Source organism: Streptomyces sp. NPDC050743 (assembly GCF_044456925.1).
In the GTDB taxonomy this organism is placed as follows: domain Bacteria; phylum Actinomycetota; class Actinomycetes; order Streptomycetales; family Streptomycetaceae; genus Streptomyces.
On record NZ_JBITGJ010000026.1, the window covers coordinates 48,130 to 67,887 of the forward strand.

A 19,758-nucleotide genomic window follows, 5' to 3' on the forward strand; every position below is an offset into this window, starting at 1 on the left:
GTGGGCCTCGCCTCCGGGGTCACCGCCGACCTCACCGCGACCGCACGCACCGGCTCGGCCCGCTTCGCCTTCCCGGCCGGCAAGCCCGCCTCACTGCTGGTGCGCACCGCGAACTCCGAGCTCGGCTCGCAGGTCTCCACCGTCACCATCGACCCGGAGAGCCGGACGATCTCCGATTCCGTCACCTCCGGCGACTTCTGCGGCTACCTCGATCCGGAAGGACAGCGCGCCTACTACACCCTGTACTTCACCGCCCGCTTCGACCGCGCCTTCCGGAGCACGGGCACCTGGCAGGACGACGAGCTGAACCCCGGCTCCCGCACCGCCACCGGCGGCACCGGCGGCTTCACGCACGGCGGGCGGCCCGTGGCGGGCAAGGGCGCCGGCGGATACGTCGAGTTCGCGCCCGGCACCGGACCGGTGAACGTCAAGGCCGGCATCTCCTATGTCGGCCGGCAGGCTGCCGAGGCCAACCTCGCCGCCGAGAACCCGCCCGGCCGCTCCTTCGCCGCGGTCGAGAGCGCGGCCCGCCGGGCCTGGCGCGAGCGGCTCGGCGCGATCCGCGTCGGCGGCGGCACGGACGCCGACCGCACCACCTTCTACACCGCGCTGTACCACGCGCTGCTGCATCCCAACGTCATCAGCGACGCCGACGGCCGGTACCGCGGCAGCGACGGTGAGGTACACCCGGTGGGCCACGGGCATCAGGCCCAGTACGGCACCTTCTCCGGCTGGGACGTCTACCGCGACCAGGTGCAGCTGCTCACCCTGCTCGACCCGCGTACCGGCTCCGACATCGCCCAGTCGCTGTACGAGCTGGCCCGGCAGAACGGCGGCACCTGGGACCGCTGGCTGCACGGCGCGAGCGGCACCCATGTCATGAACGGCGACCCCTCGCCGACCGCGCTGGCCGGCATCCGCGCCTTCGGCGGCACCGGCTTCGACCTGCGCGGCGCGCTGGACTCGCCGGCCCGGGCGGCCACCGTCCCGACCGCGCAGGACCTGTCCGCGGCGGGCAAGCCGGTGCTGTCCGTCGGCCGGCGCCCCTCGCTCGACAGGTACCTCGACCTGCACTACATGCCGAGCGTCTCCAACGCCTGGGGCGGCGCCGCCGAGACCCTGGAGATGTCCACGGCGGACTTCTCGCTCTCCCAGCTCGCCGCCGCGGCAGGGGAGAAGGACACCTCCGCCGCCTTCCAGCGCCGGGCCCAGTGGTGGCAGAACACCTTCGACGCCGCCGCCGACCCGAGCGGCGGCTACATCGCCAACCGCAAGGCCGACGGCAGCTGGGTCACCGGCTTCGCCCCGGACACCGGCACCGGCTTCGTGGAGGGCACGGCCGCCCAGTACACCTGGATGGTCCCGCACGACCCGGCGGGCCTGTTCGCCGCGCTCGGCGGCCGGGACAGGGCGCTCGCCCGGCTCGACGACTTCTTCCACGACGCCGACGGCTGGGCCCTCACCGGCCACGGCGGCACCAAGTCCGAGCCGGACAACGAGCCGTCGATCAACGTCCCCTACCTGTACGACTACGCGGGCGCCCCGTACAAGGCACAGGAGACCGTGCGGGCCGCCATGCGGCAGCTGTGGTCGACCGCGCCCGGCGGCATCCCCGGCGACGACGACCTCGGCGCGATGTCGGCGTGGTACGTCTTCTCGGCCCTCGGTATGTATCCACAGGTGCCCTCCCGCGCCGAACTGGTCCTCGCCTCACGCTGTTCGAACGCGTGGAGATCAGCAGGCCGCAGGGCAACGACATCTCCATCCGCGCGACCGGAGCGGCGCCCGACGCACCGTACGTCCAGTCCCTGAAGGTCGACGGCCGCGGCAGCGACCGCCCGTGGCTGCCGGCGTCCTTCGTCCGGGACGGCGGCACCCTGGACTACACCCTCTCCGGCACCCCGAACCGGACCTGGGGCAGTGACCCGGTCTCCGCCCCGCCGTCCTTTCGCGAGGGCGAGCAGCCGTACCAGATCGGCGTCGGCCCCACCGCCGCCACGCTCGCCCCCGGTGACAGCGCGAAGACCGTCGTCCGCGCGCTGTCCCTGAACGGCGGCACCGGTCCCGAGGTGCGCTTCCGGGTGGACACCCCGGCCGGCGTCACGGCCGCGCCCGCCGAGGGCACGGTCACCGACGGCGTCCAGGAGATCACCCTCACCGCCGCGAAGGACGCCGCACAGGGCTTCGCCGACGTCAAGATCACGGTGACCTCGGGCGACACCTCCCACCGGCAGCCGGTCGCTCTCACCGTGGCCGCGCCCGGCACCCTCCTCGCCGCCTACGACAACACCGGCATCTCCGACGACACCGGCGACCACGGCGAGGCCGACTACGACGGCGGCGGCTGGAGCTACTCCCGCCAGGCCCTCGCGGCGGCCGGCCTGACGGCGGGCGGGCAGGGCACGGTCGACGGCCTCGCCTTCACCTGGCCGGGGTCACCGGACGGCCGCCCGGACAACGCCTCGGGGTCCGGCCGGACCATCCGACTCACTACCCCGGCAAGCAGGTTGTCCTTCATCGGCAGCGCGGTCGACGGCAACCAGCAGACCAGGGCGACCGTCACCTACACCGACGGCACCACCGACACCGTCGACCTCTCCTTCACCGACTGGACCATCGGCGGCGGAGGCGGCGGCGTCCAGTACGGCAACGAGGTCGTCGCCCGGACCACGTACCGCGATGTCGCGGGCGCCGGCAAGGACCCGGTGGCGACCTACGTCTTCGCCACCCGGCCCTTCACCGCGCCGGACGGGAGGACCATCGCGAGCGTGCGGCTCCCGCAGAACGGCGACCTGCACGTGTTCACCCTGGCCACCGGCTGACCGACCGCACGGGAAAGGGGGCGGACCCGAGCGGGCCCGCCCCTTTCCCGTGTCCGGGTCAGGCCAGCAGCTCCACCTCCGCCAGCGTGGACTCGCCGTCCAGGACCAGCCGGTACTTCGTGTACGTGCCCGGCGCGGCGATGGTGAACGCCCTGGTCTGGCGGTCCCAGGTGAAGGACTCGCCGGAGCGGTGGTCCAGGGTCTGCCAGGTGGTGCCGTCCGTGGAGGCCTGGAGGGTCCAGCCGGTCGGTGCCCTGGTGTGGTCCGCCGAGGAGGTCAGCGTGTACTGGACGGGCTGCACGGCCTTGTCGACCGGCAGATCCACCGAGGTGACCGTGGCGTCCGTCGCCGAGGTGTCGTCGAACAGCGCGCCGTCACCCTTCAGGACGTCCGAGCGGGGCGCCGGCACCTTGTCGTCCTGGGTGACGGAGGCCGGGGCCGCGTTCTTGCCCGTGCCCCACGCGGACGGCTTGGCGCCCATGAAGAACTCCAGCACCCCGCCCTTGGACAGCAGCGAGTGGGGCAGCGAAGTCGACGTCCAGGGGCGGCCGTTGAACGTCACGCCCTGGATGTAGACGTTCCTGGCGCTGTTGGCGGGCGCCTTGACCACCAGGTCGCGGCCGTTCTCCAGGTGCACGGTGACCTTCTTGAACAGCGGGGAGCCGATGGCGTACTCGCCGCTGCCCATGACCAGCGGATAGAAGCCGAGCGCGGAGAACAGGTACCAGCCCGACTGCTCGCCGTTGTCCTCGTCGCCGTGGTAGCCCTGCCCGATCTCGCTGCCGGTGTAGAGCCGGGAGAGGATCTCCCGGACCGTCGCCTGCGTCTTCCAGGGCTCGCCGGCCGCGTCGTACATGTACGACACATGGTGGGCGACCTGGTTGGACTGCCCGAGCATGCCCATCCGCACGTCCCGTGCCTCGGTCATCTCGTGGATGACACCGCCGTAGGAGCCGACGTAGTCCGGAGAAGCGGTTTCCGGGGTGGAGAAGAACGCGTCCAGCTTGTCGGCGAGAGTCTGCCGGCCGCCGTAGAGGTTGGCCAGGCCCCGGCTGTCCTGCGGGACGCTGAAGGCGTACCCCCAGCCGTTCGTCTCCGTGTAGTCGTACCCCCAGACGCGCGGGTCGTACTTCGCGGAGTCGATCCGCCAGTCGCCCTTGGCGTCACGGCCCTGGAAGAAGCCGCCCGCCTTGGAGTCGAACAGGTTCACATAGTCCCGGGCGCGGTTGAGGAAGTACTCGGACTCCTCCTTGTAGTGCTTCTCGCCCGTCTTCCTGTACAGGGCCTCGCCCATCTTGGCGATGCCGTAGTCGTTGACGTACCCCTCCATCGCCCAGGACAGGCCCTCGGCGGTGGCCGTGCTGGTGTAGCCGAGGAACGGCGAGGTGCTCATGCCCTTGCGGCCCACGCCCGACATCGGCGGCACGACGGTCGCGTTCTTCAGGGCCGCGTCGTAGGCGGCCTTCGCGTCGAACTTCACGCCCTTGACGTACGCGTCCGCGAACGCCACGTCCGAGGAGGTGCCGGTCATCAGGTCGGCGTAACCCGGCGAGGACCAGCGCGAGGTCCAGCCGCCGTCCTTGTACTGCTGCACGAACCCGTCGACCATCTCGCCCGCCTGGGACGGGGTGAGGAGGGAGTACGCCGGCCACGTGGTCCGGTAGGTGTCCCAGAAACCGTTGTTGACGTACACCTTGCCGTCGACGATCTTCGCCCCGGTGTGGGTCGGGGTGTCCTGGCTCGGCATCGGGGAGAAGGGCGAGGCGTACTGGTCCTTGCCGCCGACCTTCTCGAAGCCCGAGTTCGGGTACAGGTACAGCCGGTACATGCCGGAGTACAGCGTGGTCAGCTGGTCCGGGGTCGCGCCCTCCACCTCGACCTTGCCGAGCAGCTTGTCCCACGTCTGCCGGGCCTGCTGCTCGACCGTGTCGAAGGAAGCGCCGTCCGGGATCTCCTGGCGCAGGTTGTCCTTCGCCTGGTCGACGCTGATCAGCGAGGTCGCCAGGCGCAGGGTGACGGTGTGGTCGGCGCCCGCGTCGAAACGCAGGTAGCCCTTCACCCCGCTCGATCCGCCGTCCGTCACCGGCTTGTCGAACTCGCCGTACACGAACAGGCGGGTCGCGCCGGTCGACAGGCCCGACTTCACGTCCGAGAAACCGGTGACGATCCCGTGCTCCTTGTCGAGCGTCAGGCCCGCCTGCTCGGTGACGTTGTCGAACAGCACGCTCGCGTCGTCGCCGGGGTAGGTGAAGCGCAGCATCGCGGCGTGGTCGGTGGGCGTCATCTCCGCCTTGAGACCGTTCTCGAAACGGACCCCGTAGTAATACGGCCGCGCGGTCTCGTTCTCGTGCCGGAAGGGCAGCTCGCGTGCCTCGCGGCCGGTGTCCGGGGTGCCGGACGCCGCCGACGGCATCAGCTGGAAGGTCTGCCGGTCACCCATCCACGGGCTCGGCTCATGGCTCGCGCTGAACGCCTGGATCGTGGGCAGGTTGTCGTCGTTGTTCGCCCGTGCGTACTCGTAAAGCCAGCTCAGCGACGAGGCGTTGGTCACCGGCGTCCAGAAGTTGAAACCGTGCGGAAGGGCGGTCGCCGGGAAGTTGTTGCCGCGCGAGAAGCTGCCGCTGGAGTTGGTGCCGCGCGTGGTCAGCGCGTAGTCCGACAGATGCGCCTTCGGCTCCTGGGGCGGTACGGGCCTGATCGCCACGTCGTCGATCCAGCCCCGGAACTTCGCCGGCCCCGCGGGGGAGTCGTACGCCACCAGGATCCGGTCGACCGTCCTGCCGGCCGCCACCGAACCGATCCGCGCGACAACGTTGTTCCACTGGTTCACGTAGAGCGACTTCGATTCGCCCTGCCCGCGCGGCGACAGCGGGAACCCGTGCTGGTCCAGCGCGCCCAGACCGCTCAGATACGTGCCGTCGGTGAAGGCCAGGTCGAGGGAGACGTTCGTGGCGTCGTAGTCCCGGTCGCCGTCGGCCATCTGCGGGAAGATCCGGTACGACAGCTGGGTGTCGCCGCCGACCTTCACGTTCACGTCGAAGACCTTGTTGTACGAGTACGCCCGGCCGCCCGCCGTGTGCCGCCCGGCGTAGCGCAGCGCCCGCTTCCCGGTGAACCCGACCCGTGCCTTGGCCGTCGGCGAGGCGGTCGGGCCCTTGTCGACCAGCGTCAGCATGTCCTGCGGCACCGGGCCGCCCCCGCCACCGGTGGAGAACTGCACATCGGCGAGCTGCAGGATGTCGGCGCCGGAGTTCTTCGTGACCTCCAGCCGGAAGTGCTGGTACTCGGCGGGCTCGGCCAGGTCGTAGGACTTGGTCTGGAACCGCTCGGAGAAGGTCTCGCCCGCGCGGGTGTCGACCGTCTTCCAGTCCTTGCCGTCGGTGGAGCCGAGCAGCGTCCAGTCTCTCGGGTCGCGTTCGGCGTAGTCGTTGGCGGAGGTGAGCGCGTACGTCACCAGCTTGACGGGCTTGTCGAGGTCGAACTCCACCCAGCCGGTGGGCTCGAAGGTCAGCCACTTGGTGCCGGGCTCGCCGTCGGCCAGGTTCTCCTTGACCTCGCCCGCGCCCGTGTTCTCGCCGCTGGCCCGGACCTCGGTGACATGGTCGTTCACATTGCCCGGTATGCCGGTGCTGTAGCCGCCGTCGACGCCCGAGGCGCGCTTGGTGCCGTCCGGTGCGGTGTCGACGGTGTTGAGCCAGTCCGGTGCCGGATCGCCCGTCTCGAACGAGGATGCGAACTCCCGGTCGGCTGCCGGAGCCTTGGCGGTCAGGGCGACCGCCGCGCCCTGTGCGCCGACGGCCATGACAAAGGCGGCCGTGAGGACGACCGCCGGACCCCATCTGTGCCGAGTTCTCCGCTGCATCTACGGATTCCCCTCCTGCGACCGCTCTGGACAACGTTGTCAACTTCGGTGCGCAGGAACCAGTAGGGCGTCAAGTGGCCCGTGGTGTCAAGGGTGTTGGGTGTGGCATTCAGGCACTTATGCCGCGAGTTTTTCCGCCGGGCGCTCCACAGGGGGCTCATATTTCCGCGAGGTCTCAACTCGGAAAAGACCCATGGCCAACCCTGCATTCGATCTTGCTCCGCTGGCGGGAAGTGGACTATACCTGTCGGCACTTCCAGCAAGACCCAGCACTACTCTGCACGACCCAGCACTACCCGACCGCGGTGCCGGGGAGGATCCGGTTCACCGCCTGAGTCCTGGAGAAGGCGAGGACTTGAGCATGGGATCCACTGCGCACCACGGTGGCGAAGGTGTCGGCCGCCGCGATCTGATCAAGCGTTCGGCCGCGCTGGGCCTGGTGGCCACGCCCGCGATGGGCCTTCTGTCCGCCTGTGCGAGCGGCGGCGGAGACGGCGACAACTCCAACGAGGGCAACACCAAGGGAAAGGCGTCCAAGGACAACCCCTTCGGCGCGAAGAGCGGCAGCAAACTCGACGTCGTCGTCTTCAAGGGCGGCTACGGCGACGACTACGCCAAGGCGTGGGAGGCCGACTTCAGCAAGAAGCTCGGCATCACCTCGACCCACACCGGCACCCAGGAGATCACCGGCAAGCTGCAGCCGCGCTTCAACGCCGGCAACCCGCCGGACGTCGTGGACGACTCCGGCGCCCAGCAGATCAAGATCGACGTCCTGTACAAGAACGGCTCGCTGCTCGACCTGTCCGAGGTGCTCGACGCGCCCTCGGTGGACGACCCGAGCAAGAAGGTCCGCGACACCCTGATCCCCGGCACGCTCGACCCGGGCGTCCAGGAGGGCAAGGTCGTCGCCCTCAACTACATCTACACGGTGTGGGGCCTGTGGTACTCCGGCAAGCTCTTCAAGGAGAAGGGCTGGACGCCGCCGAAGACCTGGGACGACTTCCTGGCCATCTGCCAGGACGCCAAGAAGCAGGGCATCGGCGGTCTCGCCCACCAGGGCAAGTACCCCTACTACATCAATGTCGCCATCATGGACATGATCGCCAAGAAGGGCGGCATCGACGCGGTCAAGGCGATCGACAACCTGGACCCGAAGGCGTTCGTCGGCTCCGCGGCGGCCCAGGCGGGCGTCGAGGCGATCTACGAGGTCGTCGAGAAGGGCCTGTTGATGCCCGGCACCAACGGCCTGACCCACACCGAGTCGCAGACCCGGTGGAACCAGTACAAGGCCGCGTTCATCACCTGCGGCTCCTGGCTGGAGAACGAGCAGCTGAAGCAGACGCCGACGGACTTCGACATGAAGTTCCTGCCGATGCCGCTGCTGTCCGGCAGCAAGATGCCGTTCGAGGCGATCCGGGCCGGCTCCGGTGAGCCGTTCATCATCCCGGCGAAGGCGGCGAACCTGCCCGGCGCCAAGGAGTTCATGCGGCGGATGCTGTCCAAGGAGTGGTCGACGCTGTTCGCCAAGGAGGCCAACTCCCTGACGATCCTGCAGGACGGCGTGGACCCGAGCGTGAAGCTGCGGCCCGGTACGCAGTCCACGGTGGAGGCGTCCAAGGCGGCCGGCTCCAACACGTTCCGGTATCTGTATCCCGAGTGGTACAGCGAGATGGACACGGCGATCCAGAACGCGTCCAATGAGCTCATGGCGAAGCGGATTCAGCCGAAGGAATGGCTGAAGAGGTGTCAGGCGGCCGTGGACAAGCAGGCGAAGGACCCGGCGTCGAAGAAGAACCGGCACGAGTGAAATTCGCCTGAGCGCCGTAGGGGCGCGGATGGAATTTCGGGTTCCGGTCCGTCGTGGCCGGTCGCGTAGTTCCCCGCGCCCCTGGGGCGTTGGCGCTCACCGGAACATCAAGGGCAGGAACGCCATGCGCAAAGGGCAGTACCGGTTCGTCGCGGGGTTTCTCTTCGGTCCCGTGGCGCTTTATCTGATCTTCGTGATCTGGCCGTACATCCAGACGTTCGGCTATTCACTGACCGACTGGAAGGGGCAGTCGCAGACCTTCAGCTTCGTCGGTCTGGACAACTACAAGGCGCTGTTCCAGGACGACGTGTTCCTGGAGGCCGTGTGGCACAACATCCTGTTCCTGATATTCATCCCGGTGATCACGATTCTGCTCGCCCTGTTCTTCGCCTTCATGCTGAACGCGGGCGGACGCAGCAGGGCCGGCGGAGTGCAGGGTGTCGCGGGGTCGAAGTTCTACAAGATCGTCTACTTCTTCCCCCAGGTGCTGTCGCTGGCGATCCTCGCCGTGCTGTTCAACGCGGTGTACCGCAGTGACGGCGGCGGTCTGCTCAACGGCGCGCTGATCAAGATCGGCCTGGTCGACGCCGACAACCCGGTGGAATGGCTGAACGAGCCCAACCTGGTGCTGTGGGCGCTCATGGTGGCCGTCATCTGGCAGGGCGTGGGCTTCTACCTGGTGCTGTTCTCGGCCGCCATGCAGTCGATCCCGAAGGACATCTACGAGGCCGCGCTGATCGACGGCGCGAGCCGCAACCAGTCCTTCTTCCGCATCACCCTGCCGCTGCTGTGGGACACCGTGCAGACCGCCTGGGTCTACCTCGGCATCGTCGCCATGGACATGTTCGTGCTGGTGTCCTCCATGACCCAGAGCATGGGCGCGTACGGCGGCGGTCCCGACCATCACAGCGACGTGATGGCGACCGTGATGATGCGCAACTTCCTCTACTACGGCAAGAGCGGCTACGCCTGCGCGATGGGCGTGGTCATGCTGCTGCTCACCCTGATCCTGTCCGTCGTCACGCTGCGCGCCACCCGCCGCGAGCGCATCGAGTTCTGAGCGGGAGTAACGACGATGACCGCACTCAAGGAGACCGCCCCCGCTCCGGCCGAGGGGCCCGTGGCCAAGGTGCCCGTCCGGCCCGGCGACCGCCGTGGCGAGGGCGTCGTACTGAACGTCTTCTCGCACGGCTTCCTCGCCCTGTGGGCGCTGCTGATCGTGCTGCCGCTGCTGTGGCTGGTGCTGAGCTCCTTCAAGACCGACGCGCAGATCGGCGGCTCCGCCTTCGGCTGGCCGCACAGCTGGTCCTTCGACGTCTTCCACCGGGCCTGGAGCAAGGGCATCGGGGACTACTTCCTGAACACCGTGATCGTCCTGGTGTTCTCGGTGCCGCTGACCATGCTGTTCGGCTCGATGGCCGCGTATGTGCTGGCCCGGTACCAGTTCTGGGGCAACCGGCTGCTGTACTACTTCTTCGTCGCCGGCGCCATGTTCCCGGTGTTCCTGGCCCTCGTCCCGCTGTTCTTCATGGTCAAGCGGCTGGACATGCTGAACACCTACCAGGGCCTGATCCTGGTCTACATCGCCTACTCGATGCCGTTCACGGTGTTCTTCATGCACGCCTTCTTCCGGACCCTGCCCACGGCGGTCTTCGAGGCGGCGGTCCTGGACGGCGCCTCGCACACCCGGATCTTCTTCCAGGTGATGCTGCCGATGGCCAAGCCCGGCCTGATCAGCGTGGGGATCTTCAACACCCTGGGCCAGTGGAACCAGTTCATCCTGCCCACGGTGCTCATGCAGCCGCAGAGCGGCTCCGACCCCGAGCGCTATGTCCTCACCCAGGGGCTGATCCAGCTGCAACAGCAGCAGGGATACGCCTCCGACCTGCCGGTTCTGTTCGCGGGTGTGACCATCGCGATGATCCCGATGCTGGTCGTCTACCTGTCCTTCCAGCGCCAGGTGCAGGCGGGTCTGACCTCGGCGACCCTCAAGTAGCGGCACGCTCCGCGACCGTCCGTGCGCACGCCGCTCCGGCTTCCGGGGCGGCGTACGCACGTGCGTCCGGATACCCGGAAACGGTTCAACCTCTTGACGGAAGACACCCCGAACGGCTCAGCTTAGAGTTCACTAGTTGGACATACGCGGGGCCTCGCCGGAGCGGCCCCGCGCTCAGGAGGTCGTCGTGGAGACTCCAGGGTCGCAGTCGTCGCTGCACCGAGCCAACCTGGAGCGGGTCGTACGGGCCGTACGCTTGGCCGGGTCCCTCACGCAGGCGGAGATCGCGCGGACGACCGGTCTGTCCGCCGCGACCGTCTCCAACATCGTGCGGGAGCTGAAGGACGGCGGAACCGTCGAGGTCACGCCCACGTCGGCGGGCGGGCGCAGGGCCCGCAGCGTCAGTCTGAGCGGGGACGCCGGGATTGTGATCGGCGTCGACTTCGGGCACACCCACCTACGCGTCGCGATCGGGAACCTCGCCCACCAGGTGCTGGCCGAGGAGGCCGAGCCGCTGGACGTCGACGCCTCCGCCGCGCAGGGCTTCGACCGGGCGGAGGAGCTGGTCAGCCGTCTGATCGCGGCAACGGGCGTCAACCGGTCCAAGGTGGCCGGCGTGGGGCTCGGCGTGCCCGGTCCGATCGACGTGGAGTCGGGGACGCTGGGCTCCACCGCGATCCTGCCGGGCTGGACCGGCGCCAAGCCCGCCGAGGAGCTGCGCGAGCGGCTCGGCGTGCCCGTGCACGTGGACAACGACGCCAACCTGGGCGCCCTCGGCGAGCTGGTGTGGGGCGCCGGCAAGGGGGTCCGCGACCTCGCGTACATCAAGGTCGCGAGCGGTGTCGGCGCGGGTCTGGTGATCGACGGGAAGATCTACCGGGGTCCGGGCGGCACGGCCGGAGAAATCGGACATATTACACTCGATGAATCCGGCCCGGTCTGCCGCTGCGGCAACCGTGGCTGCCTGGAGACGTTCGCGGCCGCACGCTATGTGCTCCCGCTGCTCCAGCCCAGTCACGGCCCCGACCTGACCATGGAGGGCGTCGTACGGCTGGCCAGGGACGGAGACCCGGGCTGCCGTCGGGTGATCGCCGACGTCGGCCGCCACATCGGCAGTGGGGTGGCCAATCTCTGCAATCTCCTCAACCCGAGCCGGGTGGTCCTCGGTGGTGATCTCGCCGAGGCCGGTGAGCTGGTGCTCGGGCCGATCAGGGAGTCCGTGGGCCGCTACGCCATCCCCAGTGCGGCGCGTCAACTGTCCGTTCTCCCGGGGGCACTTGGCGGTCGCGCCGAGGTGCTCGGAGCGCTCGCCCTCGCCCTCAGCGAGATGGGTGATTCGACCCTTTTGGACGGGTCGCTGTCCGTGGCGGCTCCTGCCTTCACTTAGAGAACGGATGGCACCGTTGCCATCTCGTTAAGGATTTACTTCTTGACGTCGCACGTGTGGCCGAGTTGACTTCCAGCCACCTCGGCCGCAACGACGCGGCCTCGTCAGGGAGGTTTCTGAAGTGAACACGCGTATGCGTCGTGCGGCCTTCGCCGTTGCTGCTGGTGCCATGGCCGTCTCTCTCGCCGCCTGTGGCAGCGCCAAGGAGTCCGGTGGTGGCTCCTCCAAGTCCTCCAGCCCCAAGAAGGGCGACGCCATCAAGGTCGGTCTGCTCCTGCCGGAGAACCAGACCGCCCGTTACGAGAAGTTCGACCGCCCCTTGATCGAGAAGAAGGTCAAGGAGCTCACCAACGGCAAGGGCCAGATCGTCTACGCCAACGCCAAGCAGGACGCCAGCCTGCAGAACCAGCAGGTCGACACCATGGTCACCAACAAGGTGGACGTGCTGATCGTGGACGCGGTGGACGCCGCGGCCATCAAGAACTCGGTCCAGAAGGCCAAGGACGCCGGCATCCCGGTCGTCGCCTACGACCGCCTGGCGCAGGGCCCGATCGACGCGTACACCTCGTTCGACAACGAGACGGTCGGCAAGACCCAGGGCGAGGCCCTGCTGAAGGCCCTGGGCTCCAAGGCCAAGTCCGGCAAGATCGTCATGATGAACGGCTCCTCCACCGACCCGAACGCCGCGCAGTTCAAGAAGGGCGCCCACGAGGTGCTCGACGGCAAGGTGAACGTCGGCAAGGAGTACGACACCAAGGAGTGGAAGCCGGAGAACGCCAACTCCAACATGGAGGGCGCCATCTCCGCTCTGGGCAAGAAGAACATCGTCGGCGTCTACTCCGCCAACGACGGCATGGCCGGCGGTATCATCACCGCCCTCAAGCAGGCGGGCATCAAGGTCCCGGTCACCGGCCAGGACGCGGAGCTCGCGGGTGTCCAGCGCATCGTCACCGGCGACCAGTACATGAGCGTCTACAAGCCGTACGCTCCCGAGGCCGCCGCCGCCGCCGAGATGGCCGTGGACCTCGCCCAGGGCAAGTCGCTCGACTCCGTCGCCAAGGACAAGGTCGACAGCCCGACCACCAAGCAGGTGCCCTCGGTCCTGGTGCCCGTCACCGCGCTGACCAAGGACAACATCAAGGACACCGTCATCAAGGACGGCGTCTACACGGTGACCGACATCTGCACCCCGCAGTACAAGGCCGCCTGCGACAAGATCGGCCTGAAGTAATCAGCCGCACGCGCCTTTCCAACTAGGGGAATCCACCCTTGAATTTCCCTAGCGGTAGGAAGGCGCCCACAAGCTCCTCCGGCGCCCCGCGCAACCAAACAGCCCCGCAAGCTCGGTGCGGGGCGCCGGACGGAACTACCCCCCAAACTTCTGCACAACCTCCCGCCGGGTCAGGCGGCGAAGGAGATGGTTCACGTGTCCGCTACGCCCGTGCTGGCGTTGCGCGGGGTCTCCAAGCGGTTCGGTGCCGTTCAGGCGCTCACCGACGTAGAGCTTGAGGTCCACGCCGGTGAGGTGGTCGCCCTGGTGGGCGACAACGGTGCCGGAAAGTCCACGCTGGTCAAGACGATCGCCGGCGTGCACCCCATCGATGAGGGCGTCATCGAATGGGAAGGCAAGGCCGTCCAGGTCAACAAGCCGCACGACGCCCAGAACCTGGGCGTCGCGACGGTGTACCAGGACCTCGCGCTGTGCGACAACATCGATGTCGTCGGCAACCTCTTCCTCGGCCGGGAGATCCGCCGCCGCGGTGTGCTGGACGAGGTCGAGATGGAGCGGCGCTCGCGCGAGCTGCTGGACCAGCTCTCCATCCGCATTCCCAGCGTCCGCATCCCGATCGCCTCCCTCTCCGGCGGTCAGCGCCAGGTCGTGGCGATCGCCCGTTCCATGCTCGGCGCGCCCAAGCTGGTCATCCTCGACGAGCCCACCGCCGCGCTCGGCGTGGAGCAGACCGCCCAGGTCCTCGACCTGGTCGAGCGGCTGCGGGAGCGCGGTCACGCCGTGATCCTCATCAGCCACAACATGGCCGACGTCAAGGCCGTCGCCGACAAGGTGGCCGTCCTGCGTCTGGGACGCAACAACGGCGTCTTCGAGGTCAAGTCGACCTCGCAGGAAGAGATCATCTCCGCCATCACCGGCGCCACGGACAACGCCGTGACCCGTCGTGCGGCGCGCAGCAATGGGGAGATCAAGAAGTGAGCATCGACAAGACCTCCACGCCCCCCGAGGACGTCCCCGTGGAGAACCCCGAGGCGGCGCGCGGCTCCGACGTCGCCGTCGATCCCCGTCTGCTGGTGCGTGAACAGGGCCTCGCCGGCTACGTCACCGAGTTCAAGCGCAAGATGAAGGCCGGTGACCTCGGCTCCATCCCGGTCGTCGTCGGTCTGGCGATCATCTGGATCATCTTCCAGAGCCTGAACTCCAACTTCCTCACCGCGGGCAACCTCTCCGACATCTCCGTCGCCATGGTCGGCACGGGCATGATCGCCGTCGGTATCGTGTTCGTCCTGCTGCTCGGCGAGATCGACCTGTCGGTCGGTTCGCTCTCCGGTGTCGCGGGCGCCACCTTCGCGGTGCTCAACGTCACCCACGGCATGAACGAGATCCTGGCGCTGGTGCTGTCGATCCTCACCGGAACGGTCGCGGGCGCGCTGCAGGGCTTCTTCTTCGCGAAGATCGGCGTGCCGGCCTTCGCGGTCACCCTGGCCGGTCTGCTGTTCTGGAACGGCTTCATGCTCAAGATCCTGGGCGACAACGGCACGATCAACCTGAACGACAACGGCGTGGTCGCCAAGCTGACCAGCTACTACTTCTCCGACGTGGCCGCCGCCTACGGCCTGGCCATCGCGGTGACGGTGCTGTTCTTCCTCAGCTCCTACTTCGGCAACAAGCGCCGCGAAGCCGCCGGTGTGCCGTCCCGCCCGCTGAGCGAGACCGTCCTGCGTACCGTGCTGCTGGCCGTCGTGGCCTTCGCCGCCGCGATCGTCTTCAACCAGTACAAGGGCCTGCCGCTGGCCGTGGTGGTCTTCGTCGCCGTGCTGTTCATCACGGACTTCGCGCTGCGCCGCACTTCCTACGGCCGCAAGGTCTTCGCGCTCGGCGGCAGCGTGGAGGCGTCCCGCCGTGCCGGTATCAACGTGGACATGGTCCGCATCTCGGTGTTCGCCATCTCCGGCACGTTCGCCGCGATCGGCGGTCTGTTCATCGCCTCCAAGATCGCGTCCGCCAACCAGGGCGCCGGTGGCGGTGACCTGCTGATGAACGCGATCGCCGCGGCGGTCATCGGTGGCACCTCGCTGTTCGGCGGGCGTGGGCGCACCTGGAACGCGCTCCTCGGTGTGCTGGTGATCGTCTCGATCCAGTACGGCCTCGCGCTGGAGGGCATCGCCTCGCCGGTGCAGTACATGATCACCGGTGGTGTGCTGTTGGCCACGGTCGTGATCGACGCGGTGACGCGCAAGACGCAGAAGACCGCGGGGCGTGCGTAACGCCTAGCCGCCGCAGGGGCGTGGGGTTGCGGCCCCGCGCCCCTGCGGCGCGCCCACCGTGCCCGGCACGCTGAAACGTGCCGGGCGCTGTCGTGTCGTGCAAAGCCGGAACATTAGACTCTGGCGAGCCCGGCGAAAGCTCGATCAGCTCTACTGCAAGGAGGCACGGGTGCCGCTGCTGACCCGCATCAGGGGACCGCGCGATCTGGACCGGCTCAGCCTGGAGGAGCTGGACCAGCTGGCAGAGGAGATCCGGACCTTCCTCGTCGACGCCGTCTCCAAGACCGGCGGCCACCTCGGCCCCAACCTCGGCGTGGTGGAGCTGACCATCGCCCTGCACCGCGTCTTCGACTCGCCGAAGGACAAGGTCCTCTGGGACACCGGCCACCAGTCCTATGTGCACAAGCTGCTCACCGGCCGGCAGGACTTCTCCAGGCTGAAGATGAAGGGCGGCCTGTCCGGCTACCCCTCGCAGGCGGAGTCCGAGCACGACGTCATCGAGAACAGCCACGCCTCCACGGTGCTCGGCTGGGCCGACGGCATCGCCAAGGCCAACCAGCTGAAGAAGCGGGACAGCCATGTCGTGGCGGTCATCGGCGACGGGGCGCTCACCGGCGGTATGGCCTGGGAGGCGCTGAACAACATCGCCGACGCCAAGGACCGCCCGCTGGTCATCGTCGTCAACGACAACGAGCGGTCGTACGCCCCCACCATCGGCGGCCTCGCCAACCACCTGGCGACCCTGCGCACGACGGACGGCTACGAGCGGTTCCTCGCCCGCACGAAGGAGCTCCTGGAGCGCACCCCGGTCGTCGGCCGGCCGCTGTACGAGACCCTGCACGGGGCGAAGAAGGGGTTCAAGGACTTCATCGCCCCGCAGGGCATGTTCGAGGACCTGGGCCTGAAGTACGTCGGCCCGATCGACGGCCATGACATCGAGGCGCTGGAGTCCGCCCTCGCCCGCGCCAAGCGGTTCGGCGGGCCGGTCATCGTGCACTGCCTCACCGAGAAGGGCCGCGGCTACCAGCCCGCCCTGCAGGACGAGGCGGACCGCTTCCACGCCGTCGGCAAGATCCACCCGGACACCGGCCTGCCGATCGCCAGCTCGGGCGCCGACTGGACCTCCGTCTTCGGCGACGAGATGGTCCGGCTCGGCGAGGAGCGCGAGGACATCGTCGCCATCACGGCCGCCATGCTCCAGCCGGTCGGTCTCGACAAGTTCGCCAAGCGCTTCCCCGAACGGGTGTACGACGTCGGCATCGCCGAGCAGCACGGCGCCGTCTCCGCGGCGGGCCTCGCGTACGCCGGGGTGCACCCCGTCTTCGCCGTCTACGCCACCTTCCTCAACCGCGCCTTCGACCAGGTCCTCATGGACGTGGCCCTGCACCGGTGCGGGGTGACGTTCGTGCTGGACCGGGCCGGTGTCACCGGTACGGACGGTGCCTCGCACAACGGCATGTGGGACATGTCGATCCTGCAGGTCGTGCCGGGGCTCAGGCTGGCCGCCCCGCGCGACGCCGAGCAGGTGCGGGCCCAGCTGCGGGAGGCCGTCGCGGTGGACGACGCGCCGACCGTGGTGCGCTTCTCCAAGGGCGCCGTCGGGCCCGCCGTACCGGCCGTGGGCCGGATCGGCGGCATGGACGTGCTGCGCGAGCCCGGCACCGACCGGCCCGACGTGCTGCTCGTCTCCGTGGGCGCCCTCGCCCCGATGTGCCTGGAGATCGCCGGCCTGCTGGACAAGCAGGGCATCTCCACGACCGTGGTCGACCCGCGCTGGGTCAAGCCCGTCGACGAGGCGATGGCCCCGCTGGCCGAGCGGCACCAGGTCGTCGTCACCGTCGAGGACAACAGCCGGGCCGGCGGCGTCGGCTCCGCGATCGCCCAGGCCCTGCGCGACGCCGGCGTGGACGTGCCGCTGCGCGACTTCGGCATCCCGCCGCGCTTCCTCGACCACGCCTCCCGCGCCGAGGTCCTCGCCGAGATCGGCCTGACCGCCCCGGACATCGCCCGCCAGGTCACCGGGCTCGTCGCCAAGCTGGATGGCCGGTACGACCGTACGGCCGCCGAGGTGGACTCGGTCGAGCCCGCGCGCGACTGACGCGAACGCTCCCGCAACGGGCCGGTCACGCCACACCTTGCGGTGGCGGAACCGGCCCGTCTGCGTGAACCTGCCTGTGCCGGGGCATACGCATCCCGACCCTCTCGATCATGACGGGCCAGGGCGTGGCCCCCGAGCGTGGGAGGTAGGTACGTGAGCAGCGCGCTGTTCAGGACGAAGAACGTCGAGCAGTCCATCCAGGACACCGAGGAACCGGAGCATTCGCTCAAGAAATCCCTCTCCGCGCTGGATCTGACCGTCTTCGGCGTCGGTGTCATCATCGGCACCGGCATCTTCGTCCTCACCGGACAGGTCGCCAAGAACAACGCCGGCCCGGCGGTGTCCCTCGCCTTCGTGGTGGCCGGCGTGGTCTGCGCGCTCGCCGCCCTCTGTTACGCCGAGTTCGCGTCCACGGTCCCCGTGGCGGGCTCGGCGTACACGTTCAGCTACGCCTCCCTGGGGGAACTGCCCGCCTGGATCATCGGCTGGGACCTGGTCCTGGAGTTCGCGCTCGGTACAGCGGTGGTGGCGGTCGGCTGGTCCGGTTACATCCGCTCGCTGCTGGACAACGCCGGCTGGCATCTGCCCGGCTATCTGGCCAGCCGGGACACGGCCTCCGGCTTCGGCTTCGACATCCTCGCCGCCGCCCTGGTGCTGGTGCTCACGGGCATCCTCGTCCTCGGCATGAAACTGTCGGCCCGGATCACCTCGCTCGTCGTCGCCATCAAGGTGGTCGTCGTGCTCATCGTGATCATCGCCGGGGCCTTCTTCATCACGGGCAGCAACTACTCGCCGTTCATCCCCAAGGCCCAGCCGGTGCCGGCCGGCGGCAATCTCAGGGCCCCGCTGATCCAGCTGATGTTCGGCTGGGCGCCCGCCAACTTCGGCGTGATGGGCATCTTCACGGCCGCCTCGGTGGTGTTCTTCGCCTTCATCGGCTTCGACATCGTGGCCACGGCCGCCGAGGAGACCCGCAACCCCCAGCGGGACATGCCGCGCGGCATCCTCGGCTCGCTGTTCATCTGCACCGTGCTGTACGTCGCCGTCTCCATCGTCGTCACCGGCATGCAGAAGTACTCCAAGCTGTCCGTGGAGGCCCCGCTCGCCGACGCCTTCAAGGCCATCGGGCACCCCTGGTTCGCGGGTGTGATCAGCTTCGGCGCCGCCGTCGGCCTGACCACGGTGTGCATGATCCTGCTGCTCGGCCAGACCCGGGTGTTCTTCGCGATGAGCCGTGACGGGTTGCTGCCGCGCTTCTTCTCCCGCGTCCACCCACGCTTTCGCACCCCGCACCGGCCGACCATCCTGCTCGGCGTGATCATCGCGGTCGTCGCCGGTTTCACCAGCCTCAGCGAGCTCGCCGAACTGGTGAACATCGGCACCCTCTTCGCGTTCGTCGTCGTCGCGCTCAGCGTGATCATCCTGCGCCGGACCCGCCCGGACCTGCCGCGCGCCTTCCGCACCCCGTGGGTCCCGGTCATCCCGATCCTGTCGGTGTGCGCCTCCCTGTGGCTGATGCTCAACCTGCCGGCCGAGACCTGGCTGCGGTTCGCCATCTGGATGGTGATCGGTTTCGCCGTCTACTTCTTCTACGGCCGCACCCACAGCCGGCTGGCCCCGGGCGGGCAGACCGCCACCGCGGAGACCCACCGACCGTCCGCCGGAAACACTCCGTAACGGTCGCGGACCGCAGGCCGCCGCTGCCGTCCTGGCTTGGCCCGCTGGACAGCGGCCAGGTCGCCCCGGTTCGCCCGGTCCGCACCGCTGGACGTCTTCGGCATGCGCAGCGAAGGCCTCGCCGAACACCTGGACCTGCCGCCCGAGCGCTGCCGCACCCGCGACCTGCCCCAGCCCAGCACGAACTGCCCCGCGAGATGGCCCGTGCCGGCCCTATCCGCACCCGATGCGCTGGACCTCGCTCGGGCTGTAGCCGCCGGCGGTCCGCGGCCGGCTGCTCACGGCAGCGCTGCGGGCCTTTCTCGTCCGGGGCCGCTGGGGGGCGACGGTGCTGTATGCGCTGGTCTCGGCCGGGCTCAATCCGGAGGAGGCGCAGGCCGACTGCGGGTGCTGGATCTCGCTCGGGCTGTTGCCGCCGGCGGTCCGCGGCCGGCTGCTCACGGCAGTGCTGCGGGCCTTTCTCGTCCGGGGCTGCTGGGGGCGACGGTGCGGCAGGGGTGCTGTATGTGCTGGTGCCGGCCGGGCTCAATCCGGAGGAGGCGCAGGCCGACTGCGGGTGCTGGATCTCGCTCGGGCTGTTGCCGCCGGCGGTCCGCGGCCGGCTGCTCACG

At 68.9% G+C, this 19,758-nt stretch carries 10 protein-coding genes and 1 pseudogene; 10 read left to right on the top strand and 1 reads right to left on the bottom strand.

Annotation, left to right across the window (positions count from 1 at the left end; translation table 11 throughout):
* Positions 1-2,822 (top strand): annotated as a pseudogene (locus ACIBJF_RS24395) (GH92 family glycosyl hydrolase); the annotation flags it as partial.
* A gap of 58 nt (positions 2,823-2,880) precedes the next feature.
* On the opposite strand, the gene ACIBJF_RS24400 reads toward ACIBJF_RS24395, so the two are convergent.
* A complete protein-coding gene (locus ACIBJF_RS24400; protein ID WP_399176648.1) occupies positions 2,881-6,684 on the bottom strand; it encodes a GH92 family glycosyl hydrolase in 3,804 nt (1,267 codons plus the stop codon).
* A gap of 361 nt (positions 6,685-7,045) precedes the next feature.
* Here ACIBJF_RS24400 and ngcE point away from each other — a divergent pair, with 361 nt between their 5' ends.
* The 9 genes from ngcE to ACIBJF_RS24445 all read left to right on the top strand — a co-directional run bounded on the left by ngcE (position 7,046) and on the right by ACIBJF_RS24445 (position 19,147).
* Positions 7,046-8,491, top strand: a complete 1,446-nt coding sequence (gene ngcE / locus ACIBJF_RS24405; protein ID WP_399176650.1) for an N-acetylglucosamine/diacetylchitobiose ABC transporter substrate-binding protein — start codon at positions 7,046-7,048, stop codon at positions 8,489-8,491.
* Positions 8,492-8,615: 124 nt separating this feature from the next.
* Positions 8,616-9,551, top strand: coding sequence for a carbohydrate ABC transporter permease (locus tag ACIBJF_RS24410; RefSeq protein ID WP_399176652.1), 936 nt, complete (start codon positions 8,616-8,618; stop codon positions 9,549-9,551).
* Between the two features lie 15 nt (positions 9,552-9,566).
* Positions 9,567-10,487 carry a carbohydrate ABC transporter permease gene (locus ACIBJF_RS24415; protein ID WP_351806224.1) on the top strand — a complete coding sequence of 307 codons (921 nt, stop codon included), beginning with the start codon at positions 9,567-9,569 and terminating at the stop codon, positions 10,485-10,487.
* A 187-nt stretch (positions 10,488-10,674) separates the two neighbouring features.
* Positions 10,675-11,874 (top strand): ROK family transcriptional regulator, encoded by a 1,200-nt coding sequence (locus ACIBJF_RS24420; protein WP_399176720.1) that lies wholly within the window; start codon positions 10,675-10,677, stop codon positions 11,872-11,874.
* 133 nt (positions 11,875-12,007) lie between these two features.
* Positions 12,008-13,105 carry a substrate-binding domain-containing protein gene (locus tag ACIBJF_RS24425; RefSeq protein WP_399176722.1) on the top strand — a complete coding sequence of 366 codons (1,098 nt, stop codon included), beginning with the start codon at positions 12,008-12,010 and terminating at the stop codon, positions 13,103-13,105.
* Between the two features lie 186 nt (positions 13,106-13,291).
* Positions 13,292-14,083, top strand: a complete 792-nt coding sequence (locus ACIBJF_RS24430) for an ATP-binding cassette domain-containing protein (RefSeq protein WP_351806226.1) — start codon at positions 13,292-13,294, stop codon at positions 14,081-14,083.
* Complete coding sequence (locus ACIBJF_RS24435; protein WP_399176656.1) at positions 14,080-15,372, top strand: sugar ABC transporter permease; 1,293 nt, start codon at positions 14,080-14,082, stop codon at positions 15,370-15,372. The genes ACIBJF_RS24430 and ACIBJF_RS24435 overlap by 4 nt, the downstream gene beginning before the upstream one ends.
* Before the next feature lie 169 nt (positions 15,373-15,541).
* On the top strand, positions 15,542-17,470 hold the full coding sequence (gene dxs / locus ACIBJF_RS24440; RefSeq protein ID WP_399176657.1) for a 1-deoxy-D-xylulose-5-phosphate synthase: 1,929 nt from the start codon (positions 15,542-15,544) through the stop codon (positions 17,468-17,470).
* A gap of 153 nt (positions 17,471-17,623) precedes the next feature.
* Complete coding sequence (locus ACIBJF_RS24445; RefSeq protein ID WP_399176658.1) at positions 17,624-19,147, top strand: amino acid permease; 1,524 nt, start codon at positions 17,624-17,626, stop codon at positions 19,145-19,147.
* Positions 19,148-19,758 lie beyond the last annotated feature (611 nt).

What these genes read in the sequence shown, in the direction of transcription:
- ACIBJF_RS24400 (WP_399176648.1), bottom strand. Translation starts at nt 6,684, where the DNA reads ATGCAGCGGAGAACTCGGCACAGATGGGGTCCGGCGGTCGTCCTCACG.
- ngcE (WP_399176650.1), top strand. Translation starts at nt 7,046, where the DNA reads ATGGGATCCACTGCGCACCACGGTGGCGAAGGTGTCGGCCGCCGCGAT.
- ACIBJF_RS24410 (WP_399176652.1), top strand. Translation starts at nt 8,616, where the DNA reads ATGCGCAAAGGGCAGTACCGGTTCGTCGCGGGGTTTCTCTTCGGTCCC.
- ACIBJF_RS24415 (WP_351806224.1), top strand. Translation starts at nt 9,567, where the DNA reads ATGACCGCACTCAAGGAGACCGCCCCCGCTCCGGCCGAGGGGCCCGTG.
- ACIBJF_RS24425 (WP_399176722.1), top strand. Translation starts at nt 12,008, where the DNA reads ATGCGTCGTGCGGCCTTCGCCGTTGCTGCTGGTGCCATGGCCGTCTCT.
- ACIBJF_RS24430 (WP_351806226.1), top strand. Translation starts at nt 13,292, where the DNA reads ATGGTTCACGTGTCCGCTACGCCCGTGCTGGCGTTGCGCGGGGTCTCC.